This is a genomic window from Pseudomonas sp. C8002 (assembly GCF_013385765.1).
Classification (GTDB): domain Bacteria; phylum Pseudomonadota; class Gammaproteobacteria; order Pseudomonadales; family Pseudomonadaceae; genus Aquipseudomonas.
Genome location: NZ_JACAPJ010000008.1, coordinates 112,843 through 134,369 on the forward strand (window position 1 = coordinate 112,843; position 21,527 = coordinate 134,369).

General features: G+C 62.0%; 14 protein-coding genes. 9 read left to right on the forward strand and 5 right to left on the reverse strand.

Features of this window, described 5'->3' with window-relative positions; genetic code table 11:
* The first annotated feature begins 23 nt into the window (after positions 1–23).
* Positions 24–860 (forward strand): 23S rRNA (adenine(2030)-N(6))-methyltransferase RlmJ, encoded by an 837-nt coding sequence (locus HX814_RS14310; protein ID WP_003209435.1) that lies wholly within the window; start codon positions 24–26, stop codon positions 858–860.
* A gap of 134 nt (positions 861–994) precedes the next feature.
* Here the strand turns inward: HX814_RS14310 and msrA are convergent, their stop codons facing one another.
* The 4 genes from msrA to aceE all read right to left on the reverse strand — a co-directional run bounded on the left by msrA (position 995) and on the right by aceE (position 9,032).
* Positions 995–1,642 carry a peptide-methionine (S)-S-oxide reductase MsrA gene (gene msrA, locus HX814_RS14315; protein ID WP_003209436.1) on the reverse strand — a complete coding sequence of 216 codons (648 nt, stop codon included), beginning with the start codon at positions 1,640–1,642 and terminating at the stop codon, positions 995–997.
* A gap of 74 nt (positions 1,643–1,716) precedes the next feature.
* The gene (locus tag HX814_RS14320; protein WP_003209437.1) at positions 1,717–4,407 is read right to left on the reverse strand and encodes a bifunctional diguanylate cyclase/phosphodiesterase; all 2,691 of its coding nucleotides are present in this window, start codon (positions 4,405–4,407) and stop codon (positions 1,717–1,719) included.
* Positions 4,408–4,722: 315 nt separating this feature from the next.
* The gene (aceF, locus tag HX814_RS14325) at positions 4,723–6,375 is read right to left on the reverse strand and encodes a dihydrolipoyllysine-residue acetyltransferase (protein ID WP_003209438.1); all 1,653 of its coding nucleotides are present in this window, start codon (positions 6,373–6,375) and stop codon (positions 4,723–4,725) included.
* Positions 6,376–6,386: 11 nt separating this feature from the next.
* Positions 6,387–9,032, reverse strand: coding sequence for a pyruvate dehydrogenase (acetyl-transferring), homodimeric type (aceE, locus tag HX814_RS14330; RefSeq protein WP_003209439.1), 2,646 nt, complete (start codon positions 9,030–9,032; stop codon positions 6,387–6,389).
* A 383-nt stretch (positions 9,033–9,415) separates the two neighbouring features.
* Here aceE and glnE point away from each other — a divergent pair, with 383 nt between their 5' ends.
* From glnE to HX814_RS14370, 8 genes are read left to right on the forward strand one after another with little or no spacing between them, the layout of a single operon-like run.
* The gene (glnE, locus tag HX814_RS14335) at positions 9,416–12,355 is read left to right on the forward strand and encodes a bifunctional [glutamate--ammonia ligase]-adenylyl-L-tyrosine phosphorylase/[glutamate--ammonia-ligase] adenylyltransferase (RefSeq protein WP_177008304.1); all 2,940 of its coding nucleotides are present in this window, start codon (positions 9,416–9,418) and stop codon (positions 12,353–12,355) included.
* A 55-nt stretch (positions 12,356–12,410) separates the two neighbouring features.
* Positions 12,411–13,445, forward strand: coding sequence for a lipopolysaccharide heptosyltransferase II (gene waaF, locus HX814_RS14340; RefSeq protein ID WP_177008305.1), 1,035 nt, complete (start codon positions 12,411–12,413; stop codon positions 13,443–13,445).
* 1 nt (position 13,446) lies between these two features.
* On the forward strand, positions 13,447–14,505 hold the full coding sequence (waaC, locus tag HX814_RS14345; RefSeq protein ID WP_003209442.1) for a lipopolysaccharide heptosyltransferase I: 1,059 nt from the start codon (positions 13,447–13,449) through the stop codon (positions 14,503–14,505).
* Positions 14,505–15,629, forward strand: coding sequence for a glycosyltransferase family 4 protein (locus HX814_RS14350; RefSeq protein WP_008439159.1), 1,125 nt, complete (start codon positions 14,505–14,507; stop codon positions 15,627–15,629). The genes waaC and HX814_RS14350 overlap by 1 nt, the downstream gene beginning before the upstream one ends.
* On the forward strand, positions 15,626–16,432 hold the full coding sequence (rfaP, locus tag HX814_RS14355; RefSeq protein ID WP_003209450.1) for a lipopolysaccharide core heptose(I) kinase RfaP: 807 nt from the start codon (positions 15,626–15,628) through the stop codon (positions 16,430–16,432). The genes HX814_RS14350 and rfaP overlap by 4 nt, the downstream gene beginning before the upstream one ends.
* Positions 16,432–17,166 (forward strand): lipopolysaccharide kinase InaA family protein, encoded by a 735-nt coding sequence (locus HX814_RS14360; protein WP_003209451.1) that lies wholly within the window; start codon positions 16,432–16,434, stop codon positions 17,164–17,166. The genes rfaP and HX814_RS14360 overlap by 1 nt, the downstream gene beginning before the upstream one ends.
* Positions 17,163–17,915 carry a lipopolysaccharide kinase InaA family protein gene (locus HX814_RS14365; RefSeq protein WP_003209452.1) on the forward strand — a complete coding sequence of 251 codons (753 nt, stop codon included), beginning with the start codon at positions 17,163–17,165 and terminating at the stop codon, positions 17,913–17,915. The genes HX814_RS14360 and HX814_RS14365 overlap by 4 nt, the downstream gene beginning before the upstream one ends.
* The gene (locus HX814_RS14370; protein WP_177008306.1) at positions 17,915–19,357 is read left to right on the forward strand and encodes a lipopolysaccharide kinase InaA family protein; all 1,443 of its coding nucleotides are present in this window, start codon (positions 17,915–17,917) and stop codon (positions 19,355–19,357) included. Before HX814_RS14365 ends, HX814_RS14370 begins: the two co-directional genes overlap by 1 nt.
* 66 nt (positions 19,358–19,423) lie before the next feature.
* Here HX814_RS14370 and HX814_RS14375 read toward each other — a convergent pair whose 3' ends face one another.
* Positions 19,424–21,514: a TonB-dependent receptor gene (locus HX814_RS14375; protein ID WP_177008307.1), complete on the reverse strand. Its 2,091-nt coding sequence runs from the start codon at positions 21,512–21,514 to the stop codon at positions 19,424–19,426.
* Between the last annotated feature and the right edge of the window lie 13 nt (positions 21,515–21,527).

The following is a 21,527-nucleotide window of genomic DNA, read 5'->3' on the forward strand; positions in this document are numbered from 1 at the left end:
TCGCCCCCTGCGCAGGAGCAACCATGAATTATCGTCACGCCTATCACGCCGGCAACCACGCCGATGTCTTCAAACACCTGACCTTGACCCGCCTCATCGCCCTGATGTCGCGCAAGGAGCAGCCGTTTGCCTATCTCGACACCCACGCCGGCATTGGTCTGTACGACCTGCAGGGCGACCAGGCGAACCGTACCGGTGAATACCTGGAAGGCATCGCCCGCCTGTGGGGCCAGGCCGACCTGCCGCCGCTGACCGCCGATTACATGCGTGTGCTGCACGAGATGAACCCGGATGGCGAATTGCGCTACTACCCGGGTTCGCCGGAGCTGGCGCGACGCCTGACTCGTCCTCAGGACCGCGTATTGCTCAACGAAAAGCACCCGGAAGACGGCCTGCTGCTCAAGGACAACATGAAGGGTGATCGTCGGGTGAAAGTCCACCTTGGCGAAGGTTGGCACGTGCCACGGGCATTGCTGCCGGTGCCGGAAAAGCGTGCGTTGATGTTGATAGACCCGCCGTTCGAGAAGCTCGACGAGATGCAGCGCTGCGCCGCGTCCCTCAAGGAAGCCGTGAGCCGGATGCGCCAGACAGTGGCTGCGATCTGGTACCCGGTGAAGGACCAGCGCATGCTGCGCCGCTTCTACCAGGACCTGGCCGGTACCGGTGCGCCGAAGTTGCTGCGGGTGGAATTGCTGGTGCATCCGCTGGACACGCCCAACACCCTGACCGGTTCGGGTCTGGCGATTGCCAATCCGCCGTGGGGGCTGGAGGAGGAGTTGCGTGAGCTGCTGCCGTGGTTGTCCAAGCAGCTTGGGCAAACCCAGGGTGGCTGGCAGATGGATTGGCTTATCGCCGAGTAAGCCAATCGCAAGGTATTGAAGACCCAATGTGGGAGCGGGCTTGCTCGCGAATGCGGTGTATCAGAAACACATTCAGTGACTGACACTCCGCTTTCGCGAGCAAGCCCGCTCCCACATTTTTATCGGTGTCGCTCTTAGATCGGGCAGGTCACGCCGGTGCCGCCGATTCCGCAGTAACCCTGCGGATTCTTCGCCAGGTACTGCTGGTGGTACGCCTCGGCGAAATACACCGTCGGCGCTTCTTCGATTTCGGTGGTGATGGTGCCCAGGCCGGCCTTGGTCAATTCCGCCTGATAAGCCTCTGCGCTGGCCTTCGCCGCCTCCAGGTGCTCCGGCTTGACCGCGTAGATCACCGAACGATACTGGCTGCCGATGTCATTGCCCTGGCGCATGCCCTGGGTCGGGTTGTGCAGTTCCCAGAACATTTTCAGCAGCTCTTCGTAGCTGATCTTGTCCTGGTCAAACACCACCAACACCACTTCGCTGTGGCCGGTCAGGCCCGAGCAGACTTCTTCATACGTCGGGTTCGGCGTGTAGCCGCCGGCATAGCCCACCACCGTGCTGACCACACCGTCGCGCTGCCAGAAACGACGCTCTGCACCCCAGAAGCAACCCAGGCCGAAGATCGCAAACTCTACGTTGTCGACAAAGGGGCCCAGCAGGGGGTTGCCGTTGACGAAGTGCGTCTCGGGCAGCGACATCGGGGTTTCACGGCCAGGCAAAGCTTGTTCTTGAGTGGGAAGCACGTTTTTATTCACCAGGATTTCCGAGCGCAAGACCATGATCAGTCCTCTCAGTCAGATTGAGTTACAAGTAAGAGTTCAGACTGCCAGTGTGCCCGAGTGTTACCGCGCTGTCAGGCGATTGGCCCGCGAGGGTAGCGTTTAAGCATCGTCATCAGCTCGGCCCCCGGGATTGGCCGGTCGAACAGGTAGCCCTGGCCGACGTCGCAACGGTGGCGGCGCAGGAACGCCAGCTGCTCGGCAGTCTCGATGCCTTCGGCCACCACCTTGAGCTTGAGGTTGTGGGCCATGGCGATCACCGCCGAGGTGATTTCCATGTCGTCCTGGTTGTCCGGGATTTCATGGATGAAGCTGCGATCAATCTTGATGATGTCGATCGGGAATTTTTTCAGGTAGCTCAGCGACGAGTAACCGGTACCGAAGTCATCCATCGCCAGGGTCAAGCCGAAGCTCTTCAGTTGGTCCAGTTGCAGGCGCGTGTCTTCGGTGGCTTCCAGCAGCAGGCCTTCGGTCAACTCCAGTTCCAGCAGGTTGGCCGGCAACTGTTCTTCCTTGAGGATCGTGGCAATCGAGGCCACCAGGTCCGGGTCGGAAAACTGCTTGGGCGACAGGTTGATCGCCACTTGCAGGTTGCCCATGCCGGCGGCTGTCAGTTGTCGGCTCATGCGGCAGGCCTGGCGGGCGATCCATTTGCCGATGGGGATGATCAACCCGGTCTCTTCAGCCACGCTGATGAACTGATCGGGGCGGATCATGCCCTTTTCCGGATGGTTCCAGCGTAACAACGCTTCCATCCCCAGCAGACGACCGCTGCGCAGGCACAGCTTGGGCTGGTAGAACACGTCCAGTTCGTTCTGGGTCAGGGCGCGGCGCAGATTGTTTTCCACGAACAGCTTGTAGCTGGCTTCGGCATTCAGCGCTTCGGTAAATACCTGCACCTGGTGTTTGCCGTTGGCCTTGGCCTTGTGCAGCGCCAGGCCGGCGTTGCGCATCAGGGTCTGCGGGTCGCGGCCATGCAGCGGCGCGCAGGCGAGGCCCACGGAGCCGGTGACGCTGATCAGCTGGTTGTCGACGAACATCGGCTTGTCGAGGGTGGCCAGCAACTGGCTGGCGACCTGCTGGCCGGTTTCAAGGTCGGTATCGTCCAGCAGCACGGCAAATTCGTTACTGGCAAACCGCGCCAGGCTGCCACTGGCGGTCAGGCTGTTGCGCAGGCGCCGGGCCAGGCTGATCAGCAGCTTGTCGCCGGTCTGGTGGCCGAGGCTGTCGTTGATCCGCTTGAAGTTGTCGATGTCCACCAGCAGCAGGCTGATGGGGCTGTCGCTGTCCCGGGCAAAGCGTTCGTCCAGGTTGCGGATGAACGCCGGGCGGTTGCCCAGGTTGGTCAGGTTGTCGGTGTAGGCCAGCCGCTCGATGCGCTGCTGGGCCAGCTTGGTCTGGGTGATGTCTTCGTAGATGCCGATGTAATGGGTCAACTCACGGTTGTCGCCATAAACCTTGGAGATCGACAACTGGCCCCAGTAGGGTTCGAGGTTCTTGCGCCGGCTCTTGAACTCGCCTTGCCAACTGTTGCTCTTGGCCAGGCTTGAAGGCGCGTCGAACAGTAGCTCGCTGAGGTTCTCCAGTGCCGGCAGTTCCGACAGCTGGTGGCCGTGGACTTCTTCGGTGCTGTACTGGGTGATCGCGGTAAAGCTGGGGTTGACGTATTCCACCACGCCGTCGCAATTGACCAGCAGGAACGCATTGGCGCTTTGCTCCACGGCTCGCTGGAACAAGTGCAGGGCACTGGTGGCGGTGCGGCGGTTGTGGTTGTTGATCACCTGGGCGAACTGGTCGGCCAGCTCGCCGGCAAAGGCGATCTCGTCGGACTGCCAGACGCGGGTGCTGCCACTTTGCTCCAGGCACAACACGCCGACCACGTTGCCATCGACGCGGATGCTGGCGTCGAGCATGGCGTGGATGTCCCGCGGGCGCAGGCTCTCGGCCATTTCACGCGTGCGTGGGTCGCGCATGGCGTTGGTGGCGTCGATCGCACGGCTGGTTTGCAGGGCTTCCAGGTAATCCGGGAAGCCACTGGCATCGATAGACTCTGGCAGGTGGTGCTGCTGATCGGCGCGGTGATAAGCGGAAATCGGCACCAGATGCTGGTTTTCGAGGTTCCAGATGCTCGCGCAGTCGATCTGGTAGATATCGCAGGCACTGCGGGTAATCAGCTCGGCGGCTTCCTGCAGCGAGTTGTTGGTGCTGTAGCGCTGGCGGGCCAGCAGCAGGATCAATTCCTGCTGGGCGCGTACCCGCTCAAGGTGTTGCAGTTGTTCCTGCTGGGCGCGCTGGTTGAGTTCCAGGGCAATCTGCAAGCGGCTGTTCTGGCTCTCCAGGTCTGCCGCAGGGGCCGGTGGGAGATCACTGAACAGGCCGTCGACCACCATCAGGTAGCCGCGCAGCAGGTGACGATTGTGTTGTTTGTAGGCTTCACCCAGTTCCAGCAGGCTCAACGGGCCGTCGTTGGTGTGCAGGGTGTAGCGCACCAGGTAATGCGGGCTGATGGTCAGCTGTTCCTGGATCGCATCATGCAGCTGATAGCGCGCCTGGGGCTCCATCAGGCTGGCGTAGGGCGAGCCGATCAGGGCGCACAGTTCCATCGCGGGCAGGCCGAACTGGCGTTCGCAATTGGGGTCGAGGTACAGCAGGGCCCAGCTAGCCTCATTAAGCCGCTCGAAACGCAGCATACCGAGGCGCGAAGGCACCGGTAATTGCGTCACTACCTCGGCCGCCGTACGGGCGACATCGGGTTGGCTTTTCATGGGGAAACTCGCTTGGAAAAATGCGCATCGCGCCGGGCTCACGCCCTCTTTACTGTTGCCTGCGGCAAGGTTGCATCATGCAGCACAGGCTGACAAGAGAGGATGAAGGCTAAGTGCTATAAGTGGGTTATCGGCCAGCGAGCGGTTTTCTGCAACCGGGGTGATGGGCGGTGTACAACCTCGATTTCCGTGTCCAGGTTTTCCCTGGAAAGCAGGCAAAAAAAGCCCCGCCAATTGGCGGGGTTGAGGTACGAGCGTGGCGCTCGGAAATCGTTGAAGCCAGGTCTTCTGCATGGGCAGAAGACCTGTTGTGGCTTAAAGCAGGATGGTGCGGATGTCGTTCAGCAACTGGCTCAGGCGCTGGGTGAAGCGTGCGGCAGCCGCGCCGTTGATCACACGGTGATCGTAGGACAGCGACAGTGGCAGCATCAGCTTCGGCTGGAACGCTTTACCGTCCCACACAGGCTGGATAGTGGCCTTGGAAACACCCAGGATCGCCACTTCCGGCGCGTTGACGATTGGCGTGAAGCCAGTGCCGCCAATGTGCCCGAGGCTGGAGATGGTGAAGCACGCGCCCTGCATGTCGTCCGGGGTGAGCTTCTTGTCGCGGGCCTTGGCAGCCAGTGCAGCAGCCTCAGCGGCAAGCTGCAGCAGGCTCTTCTGGTCGACGTTCTTGATGACCGGTACCAGCAGGCCATCCGGAGTGTCAACGGCAAAGCCGATGTGCACGTACTTCTTGCGAATGATCGCCTTGCCGCTTGGCGCCAGCGAACTGTTGAAGTCCGGCAGTTCCTTGAGCAAATGTGCGCAAGCCTTGAGCAGCAGGGGCAGCACGGTCAGCTTCACGCCGGCCTTCTCGGCCACGGCTTTCTGCGCAACGCGGAATGCTTCCAGGTCGGTGATGTCGGCCTGGTCGAACTGGGTCACGTGCGGGATGTTCAGCCAGCTGGCGTGCAGGCCGGCCGCGCCGATTTGCATCAGGCGGGTCATCGGCACTTCTTCGATTTCGCCGAAGCGGCTGAAGTCGACGGTGCGGATCGGCGGAATGCCCGAGCCACCGGTAGCAGCGCCGGCAGCCGGAGCTTCCTTGGCCTTCTGCATCATGGATTTGACGTAAACCTGCACGTCTTCCTTGAGCACGCGACCGTGAGGACCGCTGGCGGTTACCGCGCTCAACTCGACGCCGAATTCACGGGCCAGTTGGCGCACGGCAGGGCCGGCATGAACCTTGGCACCGCTTGGCGCAGGTGCAGCCGCCGGAGCCGGTGCGGCCTCGGCTTTTGCAGCAGGCGCAGGTGCAGGCGCGGCGGCAGCCGGTGCGGCTTCAGCCTTGGCGGCCGGAGCAGCGGCGGCCGGAGCGGCAGCAGCAGGAGCCGAAGCGCCCGCTACTTTCAGCTTGAGGATGAAGTCACCAGTGCCGACTTCGTCTTCCAGCTTCACGGCAATGCTTTCCACCACACCGGCAGCCGGCGAAGGGATTTCCATGGAGGCCTTGTCGGACTCCAGGGTGATCAGCGATTGATCGGCTTCGACGGTGTCGCCGACTTTAACCAGCAGCTCGATGATCTTGGCCTTGCCCGACGAACCGATGTCCGGAACATGAATGTCCTGGACTGTTTCGGCGGCAGGTGCAGCCGCCGGAGCCGCAGGGGCCTCGGCAGCAGCGGCAGGCTTCTCGGCGGCAGGAGCCGGGGCAGCAGCAGGAGCGGCCGCCGCAGGGGCCGCATCAGCGGCACCTTCGATTTCCAGCTCAAGCAGTTCGTCGCCTTCTTTCAGGCGGTCGCCCAGCTTCACTTTCAGGCTTTTGACCACGCCGGCCTTGGGAGCAGGGATTTCCATGCTCGCCTTGTCCGATTCCAGGGTCAGGATGCTCTGGTCGGCTTCGACGGTGTCGCCGACCTTCACAAACAGTTCAATTACTTCACCTTCACCGCTGCCGATGTCAGGTACGCGAATGAGTTCGCTCACAGAAAGTCTCCTCAGCAGTCCAGTGGGTTGCGTTTTTCCGGGTTGATCCCGAACTTGACGATAGCGTCTGCTACCACCTTGGGTTCGATTTCACCACGGTCAGCCAAGGCTTCCAGGGCTGCCAACACCACGAAGTGACGGTCGACTTCGAAGAAGTGACGCAGCTTCTTGCGGCTGTCACTACGGCCGAAACCGTCGGTGCCCAGGACTTTGAATTCCTTGGACGGTACCCACTGACGAATTTGTTCAGCAAACAGCTTCATGTAGTCGGTAGAGGCGATAACCGGACCCTTACGGCCAGCCAGGCACTCTTCGACGTAGGTGCGCGCAGGCTTCTGGCCCGGGTGCAGGCGGTTGCTGCGCTCTACGGCCAGGCCGTCGCGACGCAGTTCGTTGAAGCTGGTAACGCTCCATACGTCAGCACCGACGTTGAACTCTTCACGCAGGATTTTTGCAGCTTCACGCACTTCGCGCAGGATGGTGCCGGAGCCCATCAGTTGCACGTGGTGAGCGGCTTCCTTGGTGTCTTCTTCGAGCAGGTACATGCCCTTGATGATGCCTTCCTCGACACCGGCCGGCATGGCTGGCTGCTGGTAGGACTCGTTCATCACGGTGATGTAGTAGAAAACGTCCTGCTGCTCTTCGGTCATCTTCTTCATGCCGTCCTGGATGATCACCGCCAGCTCATAGCCGTAGGTTGGATCAAAGGTGCGGCAGTTCGGGATGGTGCCCGCCAGGATGTGGCTGTGACCGTCTTCGTGTTGCAGGCCTTCGCCGTTCAGCGTGGTCCGCCCGGCAGTACCGCCGATCAGGAAGCCACGGGTACGGCTGTCGCCTGCTGCCCAAGCCAGGTCGCCAATACGCTGGAAACCGAACATCGAGTAGAAGATGTAGAACGGCAGCATCGGCTGGTTGTGGCTGGAGTACGAAGTACCGGCAGCGATGAAGGAGCTCATGGCGCCCGCTTCGTTGATGCCTTCTTCGAGGATCTGGCCCTTCTTGTCTTCCTTGTAGAACATCACCTGGTCTTTATCGACTGGCTCGTAGAGCTGGCCGACGGAGGAGTAGATGCCCAACTGACGGAACATGCCTTCCATACCGAAGGTACGGGCTTCGTCCGGGATAATCGGCACGATACGCGAGCCGATTTCCTTGTCCTTGACCAACTGCGCGAGGATCCGCACGAAGGCCATGGTGGTGGAGATTTCACGGTCGCCCGAGCCGTCCAGGATCGCCTTGAGGGTATCCAGTGGCGGAGTCGGGATGTTGAAGCTCTTGGCGCGGCGCTGTGGCACGAAACCGCCCAGTGCAGTGCGACGCTCGCTGAGGTAGCGGGCTTCGGCGCTGTTTGGCTCCGGCTTGAAGAACGGCAGGTTCTCCAGCTCTTCGTCCTTGACCGGGATGTCGAAGCGGTCGCGGAACAACTTCAGGCTGTCGACATCGACTTTCTTGGTGTTGTGCGCAGTGTTCTTCGCTTCGCCGGCACCGGTGCCATAACCCTTGATGGTCTTGGCCAGGATGACGGTCGGTTGTTCTTTGTGGTTGACCGCTTCGTGGTACGCCGCGTAGACCTTGTACGGGTCGTGGCCGCCACGGTTGAGTTTCCAGATCTCGTCGTCGGACAGGTCTGCAACCATTGCCTTGAGTTCAGGCGTGTTGAAGAAGTGTTCACGTACGAACGCGCCGTCTTTGGCTTTGTAGTTCTGGTACTCGCCGTCGATGACTTCGTCCATGCGGCGTTGCAGGATGCCGTCGACGTCCTTGGCCAGCAGTGGGTCCCAGAAACGGCCCCAGATGACTTTGGTCACGTTCCACTGAGCACCACGGAACACGCCTTCGAGTTCCTGGATGATCTTGCCGTTGCCGCGAACCGGGCCGTCGAGGCGCTGCAGGTTGCAGTTGATGACGAAGATCAGGTTGTCCAGCTTCTCGCGGCCGGCCAGGGAGATGGCGCCCAGGGATTCCGGCTCGTCACACTCGCCGTCGCCCAGGAAGCACCAGACTTTCTGCTTGCCTTCAGGGATGAAGCCACGGGCTTCCAGGTACTTCATGAAGCGTGCCTGGTAGATCGCCTGGATCGGGCCCAGGCCCATGGATACCGTCGGGAACTGCCAGAAATCAGGCATCAGCCAAGGGTGCGGATAGGACGAGAGGCCCTGGCCGTCGACTTCCTGGCGGAAGTTGTTCATTTGTTCTTCGGTGATGCGGCCTTCCATGAACGCACGGGCGTAGACGCCTGGCGAGGTGTGGCCCTGGAAGTAGATCAGGTCGCCGCCATGTTCTTCGGTCGGGGCCTGGAAGAAGTAGTTGAAGCCGATGTCATACAGGGTTGCGCTGGAAGCGAAGCTGGAGATGTGACCGCCCAGGTCAGAATCTTTCAAGTTCGTGCGCATTACCATCGCCATGGCGTTCCAGCGTACCAGCGAGCGAATGCGGCGTTCCATGAACAGGTCGCCAGGCATGCGTGCTTCGTGGGTTACCGGGATGGTGTTGCGATACGGCGTGGTGATGGCGTAGGGCAGTTGCGAGCCGCTGCGGGTCGCGAGTTCGCCCATACGGGTCATCAGGTAGTGAGCACGGTCTTCGCCTTCTTTGTCGAGAACCGATTCCAGGGCGTCCAGCCATTCCTGGGTTTCGACGGGATCGAGGTCTTGCATGGCTTGCTCCAGGGCGGAAAGGCTACCAGAATCGGTTGCCTGAAGTTTGCGACTGGCCTTGTGGGCAGACGACATAAATTCTTGGATGGCCGAAGGTTGCTTCGGCGTCCTGTAGTTTTACTACAAATCGTCGGCCATTTCAGCCTTTCGAATGTATATACGAGTAGTAAAACTACACAAGACTGAGCGGATTGCTCGGTCTAGCTGGCGAGCATAATCGTTATTGTTGATCTTTTGCGAACAAGAAAGGGTAGAGATTTGATGTTGACTGCCAAAAAAGAAAAATTTTCAGCTATTTCTAACCTTTGTTCGACAGTCCTTCACCGAGCGTGGTTCTTGCGTTCACAGCTACAAGCCCTTTACGCGCCGATCAAGGATAGACCATGAGCCTTCCAATGCAGGCCGAACTCCCGGCCATCCTGCTTCCATTTGCCAAGCGGGCCGAGCAGTCATTTCGTGACGCCGTGGCCGGATTGGACGGCGATAATGGCCTTTCTGAGTGGACGCCGCAACGTTGGGCTGACTTCGCCCGTGTGTGCGCCGCCAGTGATTTCGTCATTGAACAGAGTGTTCGTGACCCTTTGATGTTGCTCGAGCTGGTGGCCTGGGGCGAACTGGACCGCAGCTTTGCCCCCGGCGAGCTGTGCGGACAGATTGCGACGGCCGTGCAACAAGCCGAGACAGAAGACGAACTGGGCCGGGTTCTGCGCCGCCAGCGCACCCGCCAGCAGGTGCGGATCATCTGGCGCGACCTGACCCGACAGGCGGACCTGGTGCAAACCTGCCGTGATCTATCGGACATGGCCGACGCCAGCATCGACCAGGCCTATCAGTGGTTGTACCAGCGCCACTGCGTATTGTTCGGCACACCCACGGGCCGTCGCAGCGGCGAACCGCAGCACATGGTCATCCTCGGCATGGGCAAGCTCGGCGCAGTGGAGCTGAACCTGTCGTCCGACATCGACCTGATCTTCGCCTACCCCGAAGGCGGCGACACGGTTGGCGTGAAGCGCTCGCTGGACAACCAGGAGTTCTTCATCCGCCTTGGTCAAAAACTGATCAAGGCCCTGGACCCGATGACCGTCGACGGCTTTGTGTTCCGGGTCGACATGCGCCTGCGACCTTACGGCTCAGCCGGGGCGCTGGTGCTCAGTTTCAACGCGCTGGAGCAGTACTACCAGGACCAGGGCCGCGACTGGGAACGCTACGCCATGATCAAGGCGCGGGTAGTGGCCGGTGACCAGGTGGCCGGTGCGCAACTGCTCGACATGTTGCGACCGTTTGTCTACCGGCGTTACCTGGACTTTTCCGCCATCGAAGCGCTGCGCACCATGAAGCAGCTGATCCAGCAGGAAGTGCGGCGCAAGGGCATGGCCGAGAACATCAAGCTCGGCTCGGGCGGCATCCGTGAAGTCGAATTTATCGCCCAGGCGTTCCAGCTGATCCACGGTGGCCGTGACCTGAGCCTGCAGCAGCGCCCACTGTTAAAAGTGCTGGGTACCCTGGAAGGCCAGGGTTACCTGCCGCCGGCGGTGGTCGCCGAGCTGCGCGATGGCTATGAATTCCTGCGCTACACCGAGCACGCGATTCAGGCGATCGCCGATCGCCAGACGCAGATGCTCCCGGATGGCACCGAAGACCAGGCGCGGATTGCCTTCATGCTGGGCTTTCCGGACTGGACCGCGTTTCATGAGCGCCTGATGTACTGGCGTGGCCGGGTGGACTGGCATTTCCGCCAGGTGATTGCCGATCCGGATGAAGAAGAGGGCGAAGAGAGCGAGTTGATGGTGGGCGGTGAGTGGTTGCCGTTGTGGGAAGAGTCCCAGGACGAGGAAGCCGCCTGCCGTCAGTTGCAGGAAGGCGGTTTTACCGACGCGCCCAAAGCCTTGAAAACCCTGGCCGGCCTGCGCAGCAGTCCGCAATTGCGTGCCATGCAGCGCCTGGGTCGCGAGCGTCTGGATGCATTTATCCCGCGCTTGCTGGCCCAGGCCGTCGAACATGCCAACCCGGACCTGGTACTGGAGCGCGTCCTGCCCTTGGTCGAAGCCGTCGCCCGGCGTTCCGCTTATCTGGTGTTGCTGACGGAAAACCCCGACGCCCTGCGTCGCCTTCTGACCCTGTGCGCCGCCAGCCCGTGGATTGCCGAGCAGATCACTCGCTTCCCGCTGCTGCTGGACGAACTACTCAACGAAGGCCGCCTGTTCAAGCCGCCGCTGGCGCCGGAACTGGCCGCCGAATTGCGCGAGCGCCTGACGCGCATCCCCGAAGATGACCTTGAGCAGCAGATGGAGGCCCTACGGCACTTCAAGCTGGCCCACCGCCTGCGGGTGGCCGCCTCGGAAATCGCCGGCAGCCTGCCGCTGATGAAAGTCAGCGACTACCTGACCTGGCTCGCCGAAGCCATCCTCGAACAAGTGCTGGCCCTGGCCTGGCGCCAGACGGTTGCCCGCTACGGCTCGCCGCAACGGGTGGACGGCACCTTGTGCGATCCTGGCTTCATCATTGTCGGTTATGGGAAAGTCGGCGGCATCGAATTGGGGCATGGTTCGGACCTGGACCTGGTGTTTATCCATGACGGTGACCCCCAGGCCGAAACCGACGGTGCCAAGCCGATCGACGGCGCGCAGTTCTTTACCCGGCTGGGGCAGCGAATCATTCACCTGCTGACCACCCAGACCAACTCGGGCCAGTTGTATGAAGTGGACATGCGCCTGCGGCCTTCGGGCGCATCCGGTTTGCTGGTGAGTTCCCTGGGCGCATTTGCGCGTTATCAGGAAAACGAAGCCTGGACCTGGGAGCACCAGGCGCTGGTGCGGGCGCGAGTGCTGGTAGGCAGTCAGGATGTGGGCCGTGCTTTCGAGCAGGTACGGGCGCAAGTGCTGGGCCGCGCGCAGGACCTGGACAAGCTGCGCCAGGAGGTCAGCGAGATGCGCGCCAAGATGCGCGACAACCTCGGCACCAAGTCCACGGCGGCGGGAACGGCGGCGAATGCCTTCGAACCCACGGTGGCGTTCGACCTCAAGCAGGACGCCGGAGGTATCGTCGATATTGAATTTATGGTGCAATACGCGGCTTTGGCGTGGTCTGCGCAACATCCAACGTTGCTGCGCTACACCGACAATATCCGCATTCTGGAAGGCCTGGAGCAGGTCGGGCTGATGCCCGCCGCCGATGCCCATTTGCTGCGCGAGGTGTATAAAGCCTACCGTTCCGCCGCTCACCGCCAGGCCCTGCAGAACGAGGCCGGTACGGTGGCCGGGGACCAGTTCGCTGACGAACGGCGCCAGGTGCAGCGAATCTGGCATGAACTGGGGTTAAGCTGAAACACTATATAAGGCGGGGAGGCATGAGCCTCCCCGTATCGTTTGTGGAAACTACATGAATATTCTGATCGTTGGGCCCAGTTGGGTCGGTGACATGGTGATGGCGCAGACACTGTTCCAGTGCCTCAAGCAACGTCATCCCGACTGCCAAATCGACGTGCTCGCCCCCGAGTGGAGCCGGCCGATCCTTGAGCGCATGCCCGAGGTGCGTCAGGCCTTGAGCTTCCCGCTCGGCCACGGCGCGCTGGAGCTGGCGACCCGTCGACGCATCGGCAAGTCCCTGGCTGGCCAGTACGATCAGGCGATCCTGTTGCCCAACTCGATGAAGTCGGCACTGGTGCCGTTCTTCGCCGGTATTCCCAAGCGCACCGGCTGGCGTGGCGAGTTTCGCTATGGCCTGCTCAACGACGTACGCAAGCTCGACAAGGCCCGTTACTCGCTGATGATCGAGCGCTTCATGGCCCTGGCCTACGCGCCGGGAGCCGAGTTGCCGACGCCTTATCCGCGCCCGAGCCTGCAAATCGACCCGGTCACCCGCGACGCCGCCCTGGCCAAGTTCGGCCTGGAGCTGGACCGTCCGGTGCTGGCGCTGTGCCCTGGCGCCGAGTTTGGCGAGTCCAAGCGCTGGCCTTCGGAGCATTACGCCAAGGTTGCGGAGATGAAGATTCGCGAGGGCTGGCAGGTCTGGTTGTTCGGCTCGAAAAACGATCATTCGGTGGGCGAGGATATTCGCCAGCGCTTGATCCCGGGGCTGCGCGAAGAGGCGGTCAACCTGAGCGGCGACACGTCCCTGGCCGAGGCCATCGACCTGCTGTCCTGTGCCGACTCGGTGGTGTCCAACGACTCCGGCCTGATGCACGTGGCCGCGGCGCTGAACCGCCCGCTGGTGGCAGTGTATGGCTCGACGTCTCCCGGCTTTACCCCACCGCTGGCCGACAAGGTCGAAGTGGTGCGCCTGGGCCTGGATTGCAGCCCGTGTTTTGATCGCACCTGCCGCTTCGGCCACTACAACTGCCTGCGCCAGTTGCTGCCGCAACCTGTCAGCGACGCGTTGCAGCGGTTGCAGGGCACTGTGGTCGAGGTTCGTTAAGTTGCGGGTTCTGGTAATCAAGACCTCATCCCTGGGCGATGTGATTCATGCCTTGCCGGCGTTGACCGACGCGGCGCGGGCGATCCCGGGCATCCGGTTTGACTGGGTGGTGGAAGAAGGCTTCGCCGAGATTCCCACCTGGCACCCGGCGGTGGACAAGGTGATCCCGGTGGCGATCCGCCGCTGGCGCAAGAACCTCTGGCAGACCTTCAAGAGTGGCGAATGGCGGCGCTTCAAGAAGAGCGTGCAGTCGACCAAATACGACCTGGTGATCGACGCCCAGGGCCTGCTGAAAAGTGCCTGGCTGACCCGCTACGTACGTGCCCCGGTGGCCGGTTTCGACAAACAGTCGGCTCGCGAGCCATTGGCGGCGCACTTCTATTCCCGGCGCCTGGCCGTGGCCCGTGGGCAGCACGCGGTGGAGCGCTTGCGCCAGCTGTTTGCCGTCGCCCTCGGTTATGACCTGCCAAAAGGCCTGGGCGACTACGGCCTCAGTGTCGACAAGCTGCTGGGCCTGCCGCCGAAAAAACCGTTTGTACTGCTGCTGCACGGCACCACCTGGGACACCAAGCACTGGCCGGAAGCCTACTGGCGCGACCTGGCCGAGCGCATGGACCGCTTTGGCGTGGACGTGAAGTTGCCGTGGGGCAATGCCGCCGAAAAAGCCCGGGCTGAGCGCCTGGCCCAGGGCCTGAAAAACGCCGAAGTGCTGCCCAGGCTGAACCTCGCGGGCGTGGCCCGGGTGCTGGCGGGTGCGAAGGCGTGTGTCGCGGTCGACACCGGCCTTGGCCACTTGGCCGCAGCGCTGGATGTGCCAACGATTTCCCTGTTCGGCCCTACCAATCCTGGCCTGACCGGGGCTTATGGCAAGGCGCAGATTCACCTGGCCAGCGACTTCCCGTGTGCGCCTTGCCTGCAAAAGAAATGCACTTATCAACCGACCGCCGAAGACCAGCGTCGGTTCGATCTCAAGCGCGAGTGGCCCCTGTGCTTCACTCGCCTGAACCCTGAGCGTGTCGCAACTCGTTTAAGCACGTTGTTACTGGCTGAGGAACACTGATGCAACTGGCTTTTGTCCTCTACAAATACTTCCCCTTTGGTGGCCTGCAGCGCGACTTCATGCGCATTGCCCTGGAGTGCCAGCAGCGCGGGCATCAGATTCGCGTCTATACGCTGATCTGGGAGGGTGACGTGCCGCCGGGCTTTGAAGTACTGGTGGCGCCGGTCAAGGCGCTGGTCAACCATCGGCGCAATGAAAAGCTCTACGCCTGGATCCAGGCCGACCTGGCCAAGCGCCCGGTCGACCGCGTGGTGGGCTTCAACAAGATGCCGGGGCTGGACCTGTACTTCGCCGCCGACGGCGTGTTCGAAGACAAGGCGCAGAACCTGCGCAACCCGATGTATCGCTGGTTCGGCCGGTACAAGCACTTTGCCGAATACGAGCGTGCAGTGTTCGACAAAGACGCCAAGACGCAGATCATGGTGCTGTCCGAACACCAGCAGCAGCTGTTCACCCAGTATTACGGGACCCAGGCCGAGCGTTTTCACTTGTTGCCGCCGGGCATCGCCCGCGACCGCCGCGCGCCGCCCAATGCTGCCGAGATCCGCGCCGAGTTTCGTCGCGAATTCGGCCTGGCCGACGATGATTTGCTGCTGGTGCAGATCGGCTCGGGCTTCAAGACCAAGGGCGTCGATCGCAGCCTCAAGGCCGTGGCCGCGCTGCCGTCGAGCCTGAAGAAACGCACCCGGCTATTTGTAATCGGCCAGGACGACCCCAAAGTATTCCAATTGCAGAGTGCTGCGCTGGGCCTGGGCGACCAGGTGCAGTTCTTCAAGGGCCGCAGCGATATCCCGCGCTTTCTGCTGGGCGCGGACCTGTTGATCCACCCCGCGTACAACGAGGCGGCCGGCATGGTGCTGATCGAAGCGGTGGTCGCCGGCCTCCCGGTACTGGTGAGCAAGGTCTGCGGTTACGCGTTCTACATCGACAAGGCCCAGAATGGCCGGGTGTTGGACGAACCGTTCGAGCAGGCCCAACTCAACCAGTACCTGGTCGACATGCTCGACGATCCACAAGCGCGCGCGGCCTGGAGCCGCAATGGTCTGGCCTTCGCTGAGACGGCCGACCTCTATAGCATGCCGCAGTACGCTGCGGACCTGATTCTGGCGGAGCCAAACCGATGAAGTTGATTCTTGCCGAACCGTTCAAGACCCTGTGGGCCGGACGCGATGCGTTCGCCGAAGTCGAGAAGCTGGACGGCCAGGTGTTTCGTGAGCTGGCCGCGCGCCGTACCCTGCGTACGGAAGTGGAAGGCCGCCATTATTTTGTAAAGATCCACCGGGGAATTGGCTGGGGTGAAATCCTCAAGAACCTGATCACGGCCAAGTTGCCTGTCTTGGGCGCGGGCCAGGAGTGGGACGCGATCCAGCGTCTGCGGGAACTCGGCGTGCCCACCATGACCGGCGTGGCCTTTGGTGAAAAGGGCAGCAACCCGGCCGACCAGCACTCGTTCATCGTCACTGAAGAGCTGGCGCCTATCGTCAGCCTTGAAGACCTGACCATGGACTGGGTCAAACAGCCGCCCGTGCCGGCGATTCGGCATGCCTTGACCGTTGAGCTTGCGCGCACCCTGGGCACGATGCACCGGGGGGGCGTGAACCATCGTGATTGCTACCTGTGCCACTTCCTGTTGCACACCGACCAGCCGGTTACCGTGCACAACATCAAGCTCTCGGTGATCGACCTGCACCGTGCCCAGGTGCGTTCGAAGATTCCCCGGCGCTGGCGTGACAAGGATCTGGCGGGGCTTTACTACTCCGCCCTGGAGATCGGTTTGACCCGGCGCGACAAACTGCGGTTTCTCAAGGCGTACTTCCAGCAACCTTTGCGCCAGATCCTGGGCGAGCAAAGCGCGCTGCTGTCGGCGTTGGAACGCATGGCCGCCAAGCTTTACGCACGCAAGCAACGATACGGGGATGCGCTCTGATGGCGGGTTGGAACCTGGAACCCGCTTACGCCGCCCTGGCGGATGACTTTGGTAGCCTGGAAGCCGTGTTCGCCCTGCAAGGCGAGCGGCTGACCCGCGATCCGTTGTCCGAAGTGATTCGCGTGGAGCGCGGCGGGGTCAACTATTACGTCAAGCGCTACGTCGGTGCAGGCAAGGGGTTGCGCCGCTATCTGGGCAAGCCACGAGTCAAGTCCGAATGGCAGAACCTCAAGCGCTTCGCCAAGTGGGGCATACCCACCGCCGATGTGATCGCCTGGGGTCTGGAGCGTAAAGGCCTGGCGTATCACCGCGGGGCGATGATCACGCGCGAGCTGCCGAAGACTGAAGACTTGTCGGCATTGGCCGAGCGCAATGACCCGCAACTGTCAGACCCGGTGTGGGTCAACAAGATCAGTCGCCAGCTCGCTGAATACACGCGGACCATGCACGACCACCGGTTTACCCACAACGATTTGAAGTGGCGCAACTTGTTGGTGGACGACCAGCAAACCCTGTACCTGATTGATTGCCCCAATGGCGATTTCTGGCGCGGGTTCTGGCTCAAGTACCGCATCACCAAGGACCTGGCCTGCCTGGACAAGGTCGCCAAGTATCACTTGTCGGCTACCCAGCGCCTGCGCTTCTACATGCAATACCGTCAGCGCAAACACTTGAGTGCGGCGGACAAACAGCGAATTCGCCACGTGGTGAAGTTTTTCGAGGGGCGAGAATGAGTGATTTCCTGGCGGCCGAAGATCGAGCATTGCTTGAGCGCAACGGCCTCGGCACTTTCGACGCGCTGTGGGCCAAGCAACTGGATGCGGTGGACGAGCCCAATACCAGCCGCGGCGGCTGGAGCAGCGTGTTTCGCCTCGAACTCGAAGGCCAGGGCTACTACCTCAAGCGCCAGAGCAACTACCTGACGCGCACCTTGCACCGCCCGTTTGGCGAGCCGAGTTTTGCCCGCGAGTTTCGTAACATCAGCCGCTATCGGCAGTTGGGTATTCCGGCATTGCAGGCGGCGTTTTTCGGTGAGCGCAAAGTGGCTGGAGAGCATCGGGCGATGTTGCTGACCCGGGCGCTGGATGGTTGGAATGACCTGGATTCATTGCTGGAGCAATGGGCTGAGTTGAGCGACGTGCAGCAGCGGGCAATCCTGCTGGCCTGCGGTCAGCTTGCTCGTCAGTTGCACAGCGTGGGCCAGGTGCATGGCTGTTTTTATCCCAAGCATATTTTCCTGCAGGCCACCGGCGACGGGTACGCGGCGCAGTTGATCGACCTGGAGAAAACCCGCCCGCTGCTGTTCGGCTGGCGTGACCGGGTCAAGGACCTGGAACCGCTGTTGCGCCGTGCGCCGCAGTGGTCGGACGATCAGGTTCGCCAGCTGTTGGCGGCCTACCTGGACCAGCCGCAGGACAGCGCATTGGTTGCCACCTGGCACCAGCGCCTGGCGGCCCGGCGCAGTCACAAGGAGAACCGCTGATGCGTTTGTCCGAACTGAAAAATGCCGGCCGCACGCCAAGCTTGCCCCTGAGCATCGAACTGGCAGACGCTGCCGGGCCTGGGCAGTTGCAACTGCTGAGCCTGCTGCGAGTATTGCCGGGCCAGCGTTATGTCGGCGCAGCTGTGTGGCGCGGGCGCCCGGTGCTGGCCAAATTGTTGGTGGGCAGCAAGGCGGCGCGGCATTTTCAGCGTGAACTCAAGGGCGTGCGGCTGTTGGCCGAGCAAGGCCTGACCACGCCGCTGTTGCTGGCCGATGGTCTGCAAGAGGGTGAGGGCGGTTGGCTGCTGTTCGAGTTTCTTGAAGGCGCCGACAGCCTGGCTGATGCGTGGCAGGCTGTTGAACACCTGCCGCCGCTGGCTGACCAGCAGCAAGCGGTGCTCGCCGAAGCGCTGGGTGCGATTGCGCAGATGCACGCCAAGGGCCTGTGGCAGGAAGACCTGCACCTGGACAACCTGCTGCGTCAGGACGGCAAACTGTATTTGATCGACGGCGCCGGGATCTGTGTCGAAGAAGCGGGCAAACCGCTGTCGCGCAACCGGGTCCTGGAAAACCTTGGGGTGTTTTTCGCGCAGTTGCCGAAAAACCTCGAGCCGTTTACCGAAGAGTTGCTGGTGTATTACCTGCTGAGCAATGGCGAACACGCGTTGCCGCTCGAAGCGTTGCAGAAGCAGGTACGCAAGGTCAGCGTCTGGCGCTTGAAGGACTTCCTGAGCAAGGTTGGCCGGGAGTGCACGCTGTTCAGCGTCGTGCGCGGGCCGTTCGCCCTGCGCGCGACTCGTCGTGAGGAAGAAGCGGCGATGCTGCCGGTGCTGGCGCAGGCCGATGCGCTGCTGGATCAGGGCCACCTGTATAAAACCGGCGGGGCGGCCAGTGTCGCCAAGGTCGAGGTGGCCGGTCGACCACTCGTGATCAAGCGCTACAACATCAAGGGTTTTGCCCATTGGCTCAAGCGCTTCTGGCGCCCGAGCCGGGCCTGGCATTCGTGGCGCGAAGGCAATCGCCTGGCGTTCCTCGGCATCGCCACGCCCAAGCCGCTGGCGTTGCTGGAAAAGCGCTTCCTGTGGCTGCGCAGCCGCGCGTATCTGGTGACCGAGTACCTGCCGGGGCCGGACATTATCGAGCGGTTCGCGCCGTATGTTGAGAGTGGCGAGGCACCCGAGGCCGAATTGCAGGCCCTGGATAATTTGTTCGCAGAGTTGATCCGCGAGCGCATCAGCCATGGGGATTTCAAGGGGCATAACCTGTTCTGGCACACGGATCGCTGGGCGCTGATCGACCTGGATTCGATGTGTCAGCACACGTCCTTGAGCAGCTTCGCTCCGGCATATGCCAGGGATCGGGCAAGGTTTATGCGTAACTGGCCTGAGAGCAGTGCGTTGTATCGGGTGATTGATCAGCGGTTGCCAAAGGCAGTGGGCTAGGGGTTTAGGGCCGCTGCGCGGCCCAACGGGAGCAAGCTCCCTCGCCACAAGTTCGATGGTCAGTTTCTAAAATGTGTACTCGGCGCCGGCGCCTGCATACCACGAGCGTCCCGGCGCTGCTTCGTAATAGCGGCCGTTGCCGTCTCCGACAATCACCGACCCCACATATTGGCGATCCAGCAAGTTATCCAGGCGCAGGGTCTGGTGGAACGTCCAGTGCTCCACCTTCTGCTCAAAGCGTGCACGCCAGTTGAACACGCTGTAGCCCGGTGCCGCGTGTTGCTGGTTGGTGTCTTCGACGTAGACCTTGCTGCGGTACATGCCTTCCACGGCGGTGCTGACCCAGTCCCGGGGTTTCCAGTTGAGCTCTGCGAATAGTGTGGTTTGTGGCACACCGGGGAGGTAGTTGCCTTTGTCCACCGGTTTGCCGCCGCCAATGAAGTCGCTGTCGTAGGTGGCTTGCAGGCGGGTGTAGGCGATGTTGGTGCTCCACTGCTCGCTGAGCTGGCTTTCGATGCCCAGTTCGAAGCCGCGGCGCAGGGTGCGGCCGGCGTTCTGGTAGCTGGTGCGGCCGCCGATCGATTGGTCCACCACCAGCTCGTCCTCGGTGGTGATCTGGAAAACAGCGGCGTTGACCCGGGTGTCGTTCAACTGTGCCTTCAAGCCCACTTCATACTGCGTGCTTTCCGACGGCTTCAGGCCGAAGTTGAACCCTTCGATGTTGCCCGGCGCGTACGCCAGTTCCGCCTGGGTTGGCGTCTCGAACCCCTTGCCGGCACTGACGTAGCCGTGCAGGTCGGGCGTGAAGGCATACATCACGCTCACGGACGGTGTGTTCTTCTGATAGGTCTTGTTGCCGCTGGAGTCGCCGTTGCTCAGGAACTGGTCGTCGACATCCAGTTCCATGGTGCTGTGGCGTACCCCGGCTTGCAGGGTCCAGCGATTGATGGCCCAGTTGGCCTGGATGTAGGGGTCGAGGCTGCGGGCGGTGTCGATTTCATCCCGGCGCAACTGGCCTTTTACGCCAAGGGTGTTGCCGCTGTAATTCTGGTAGCCGTGGCGGCTGTCTTCGCTCTGGTCGAAATCCAGGCCGGTGATGATCATCAGCTCGCCCGGCACGCTGTCGACCGGTTGCATCCAGCGCACGGAGCCGCCGTAGAACTTGCGGTCGAACTGCACCACGCCGCCGCCGCGTTCGTTGGCGGGCGTTCCCTTGGGAATCGACAGGTACTGAATCACGCTCCGTCGCCCGGTATAGGCATTCACCTGCAGTGTGGCGTCACCGAAATACCGCTCGTAATTCATCCCCAGTTGCTGGTGGTCGATGCTTTTGCGGGTGTTGTACAGCTCGGCGGCGCTGCTGACCGAGCGCGGGTCGGCCTTGTACGCATCCCACGCCTGCCCCAGCGGATCCTGCGTGCCGTTCTGTTCCAGGCTGCTGTAGATCAGCGCCAGTTTGCTGTCTTCATCGGGCTCGAAATTGAGCTTGGCAAAGGTCTGGTCGCGGCGGGCGCTGCTGTGGTCGCGATAACCGTCGGTGTCCATGCGCGAGGCGTCCAGCACGAAGCCTGCGCCGTCTGCCGCGCCTTCGGCGGTGAGGTGGTTCTTGCTCAGGCCGTCACTGCCCACCAGCGTCTCGGCACCGATGCGCGGCGGGCCTTCGCCGTTGCGGGAGAACATCTGGATCACGCCGCCGGCATTGCTGCCATACAGCGTGGCGGCCGGGCCGCGCAGGACTTCGATGCGCTCGGCGGTGTCGAGGTTGAACGTCGCCGCCTGGCCCTGACCGTCCGGGGTGCTGGCGGGTATGCCGTCGGCGATCAGCTTGATACCGCGCGCACCAAATGCCGAGCGGGCACCGAAGCCACGGGAGGAAATCTGCAAGTCCTGGGCGTAGTTCTGGCGATTTTGAACCACCAGGCCGGGCACGCGGGACAGTGCCTCTGAAGCATTGATGCCCAGTTGGCCATCGCTGATTTGCTCGCGGCTGATGCTGTCCACCGAATACGGCAGGTCAAACGACGGGCTGGCACTGCGCGAACCGGTGACCACGCTGGGGTCGAGGACCAGCGGAGCCTCGTCGGCCTGGGCGCCGTTACACAGGCCCAGAAGGCCGGGAAGCAACAGGGCGAAGCGTTTGGGGGCAACAACTTTCATGAGTAAACCAGCA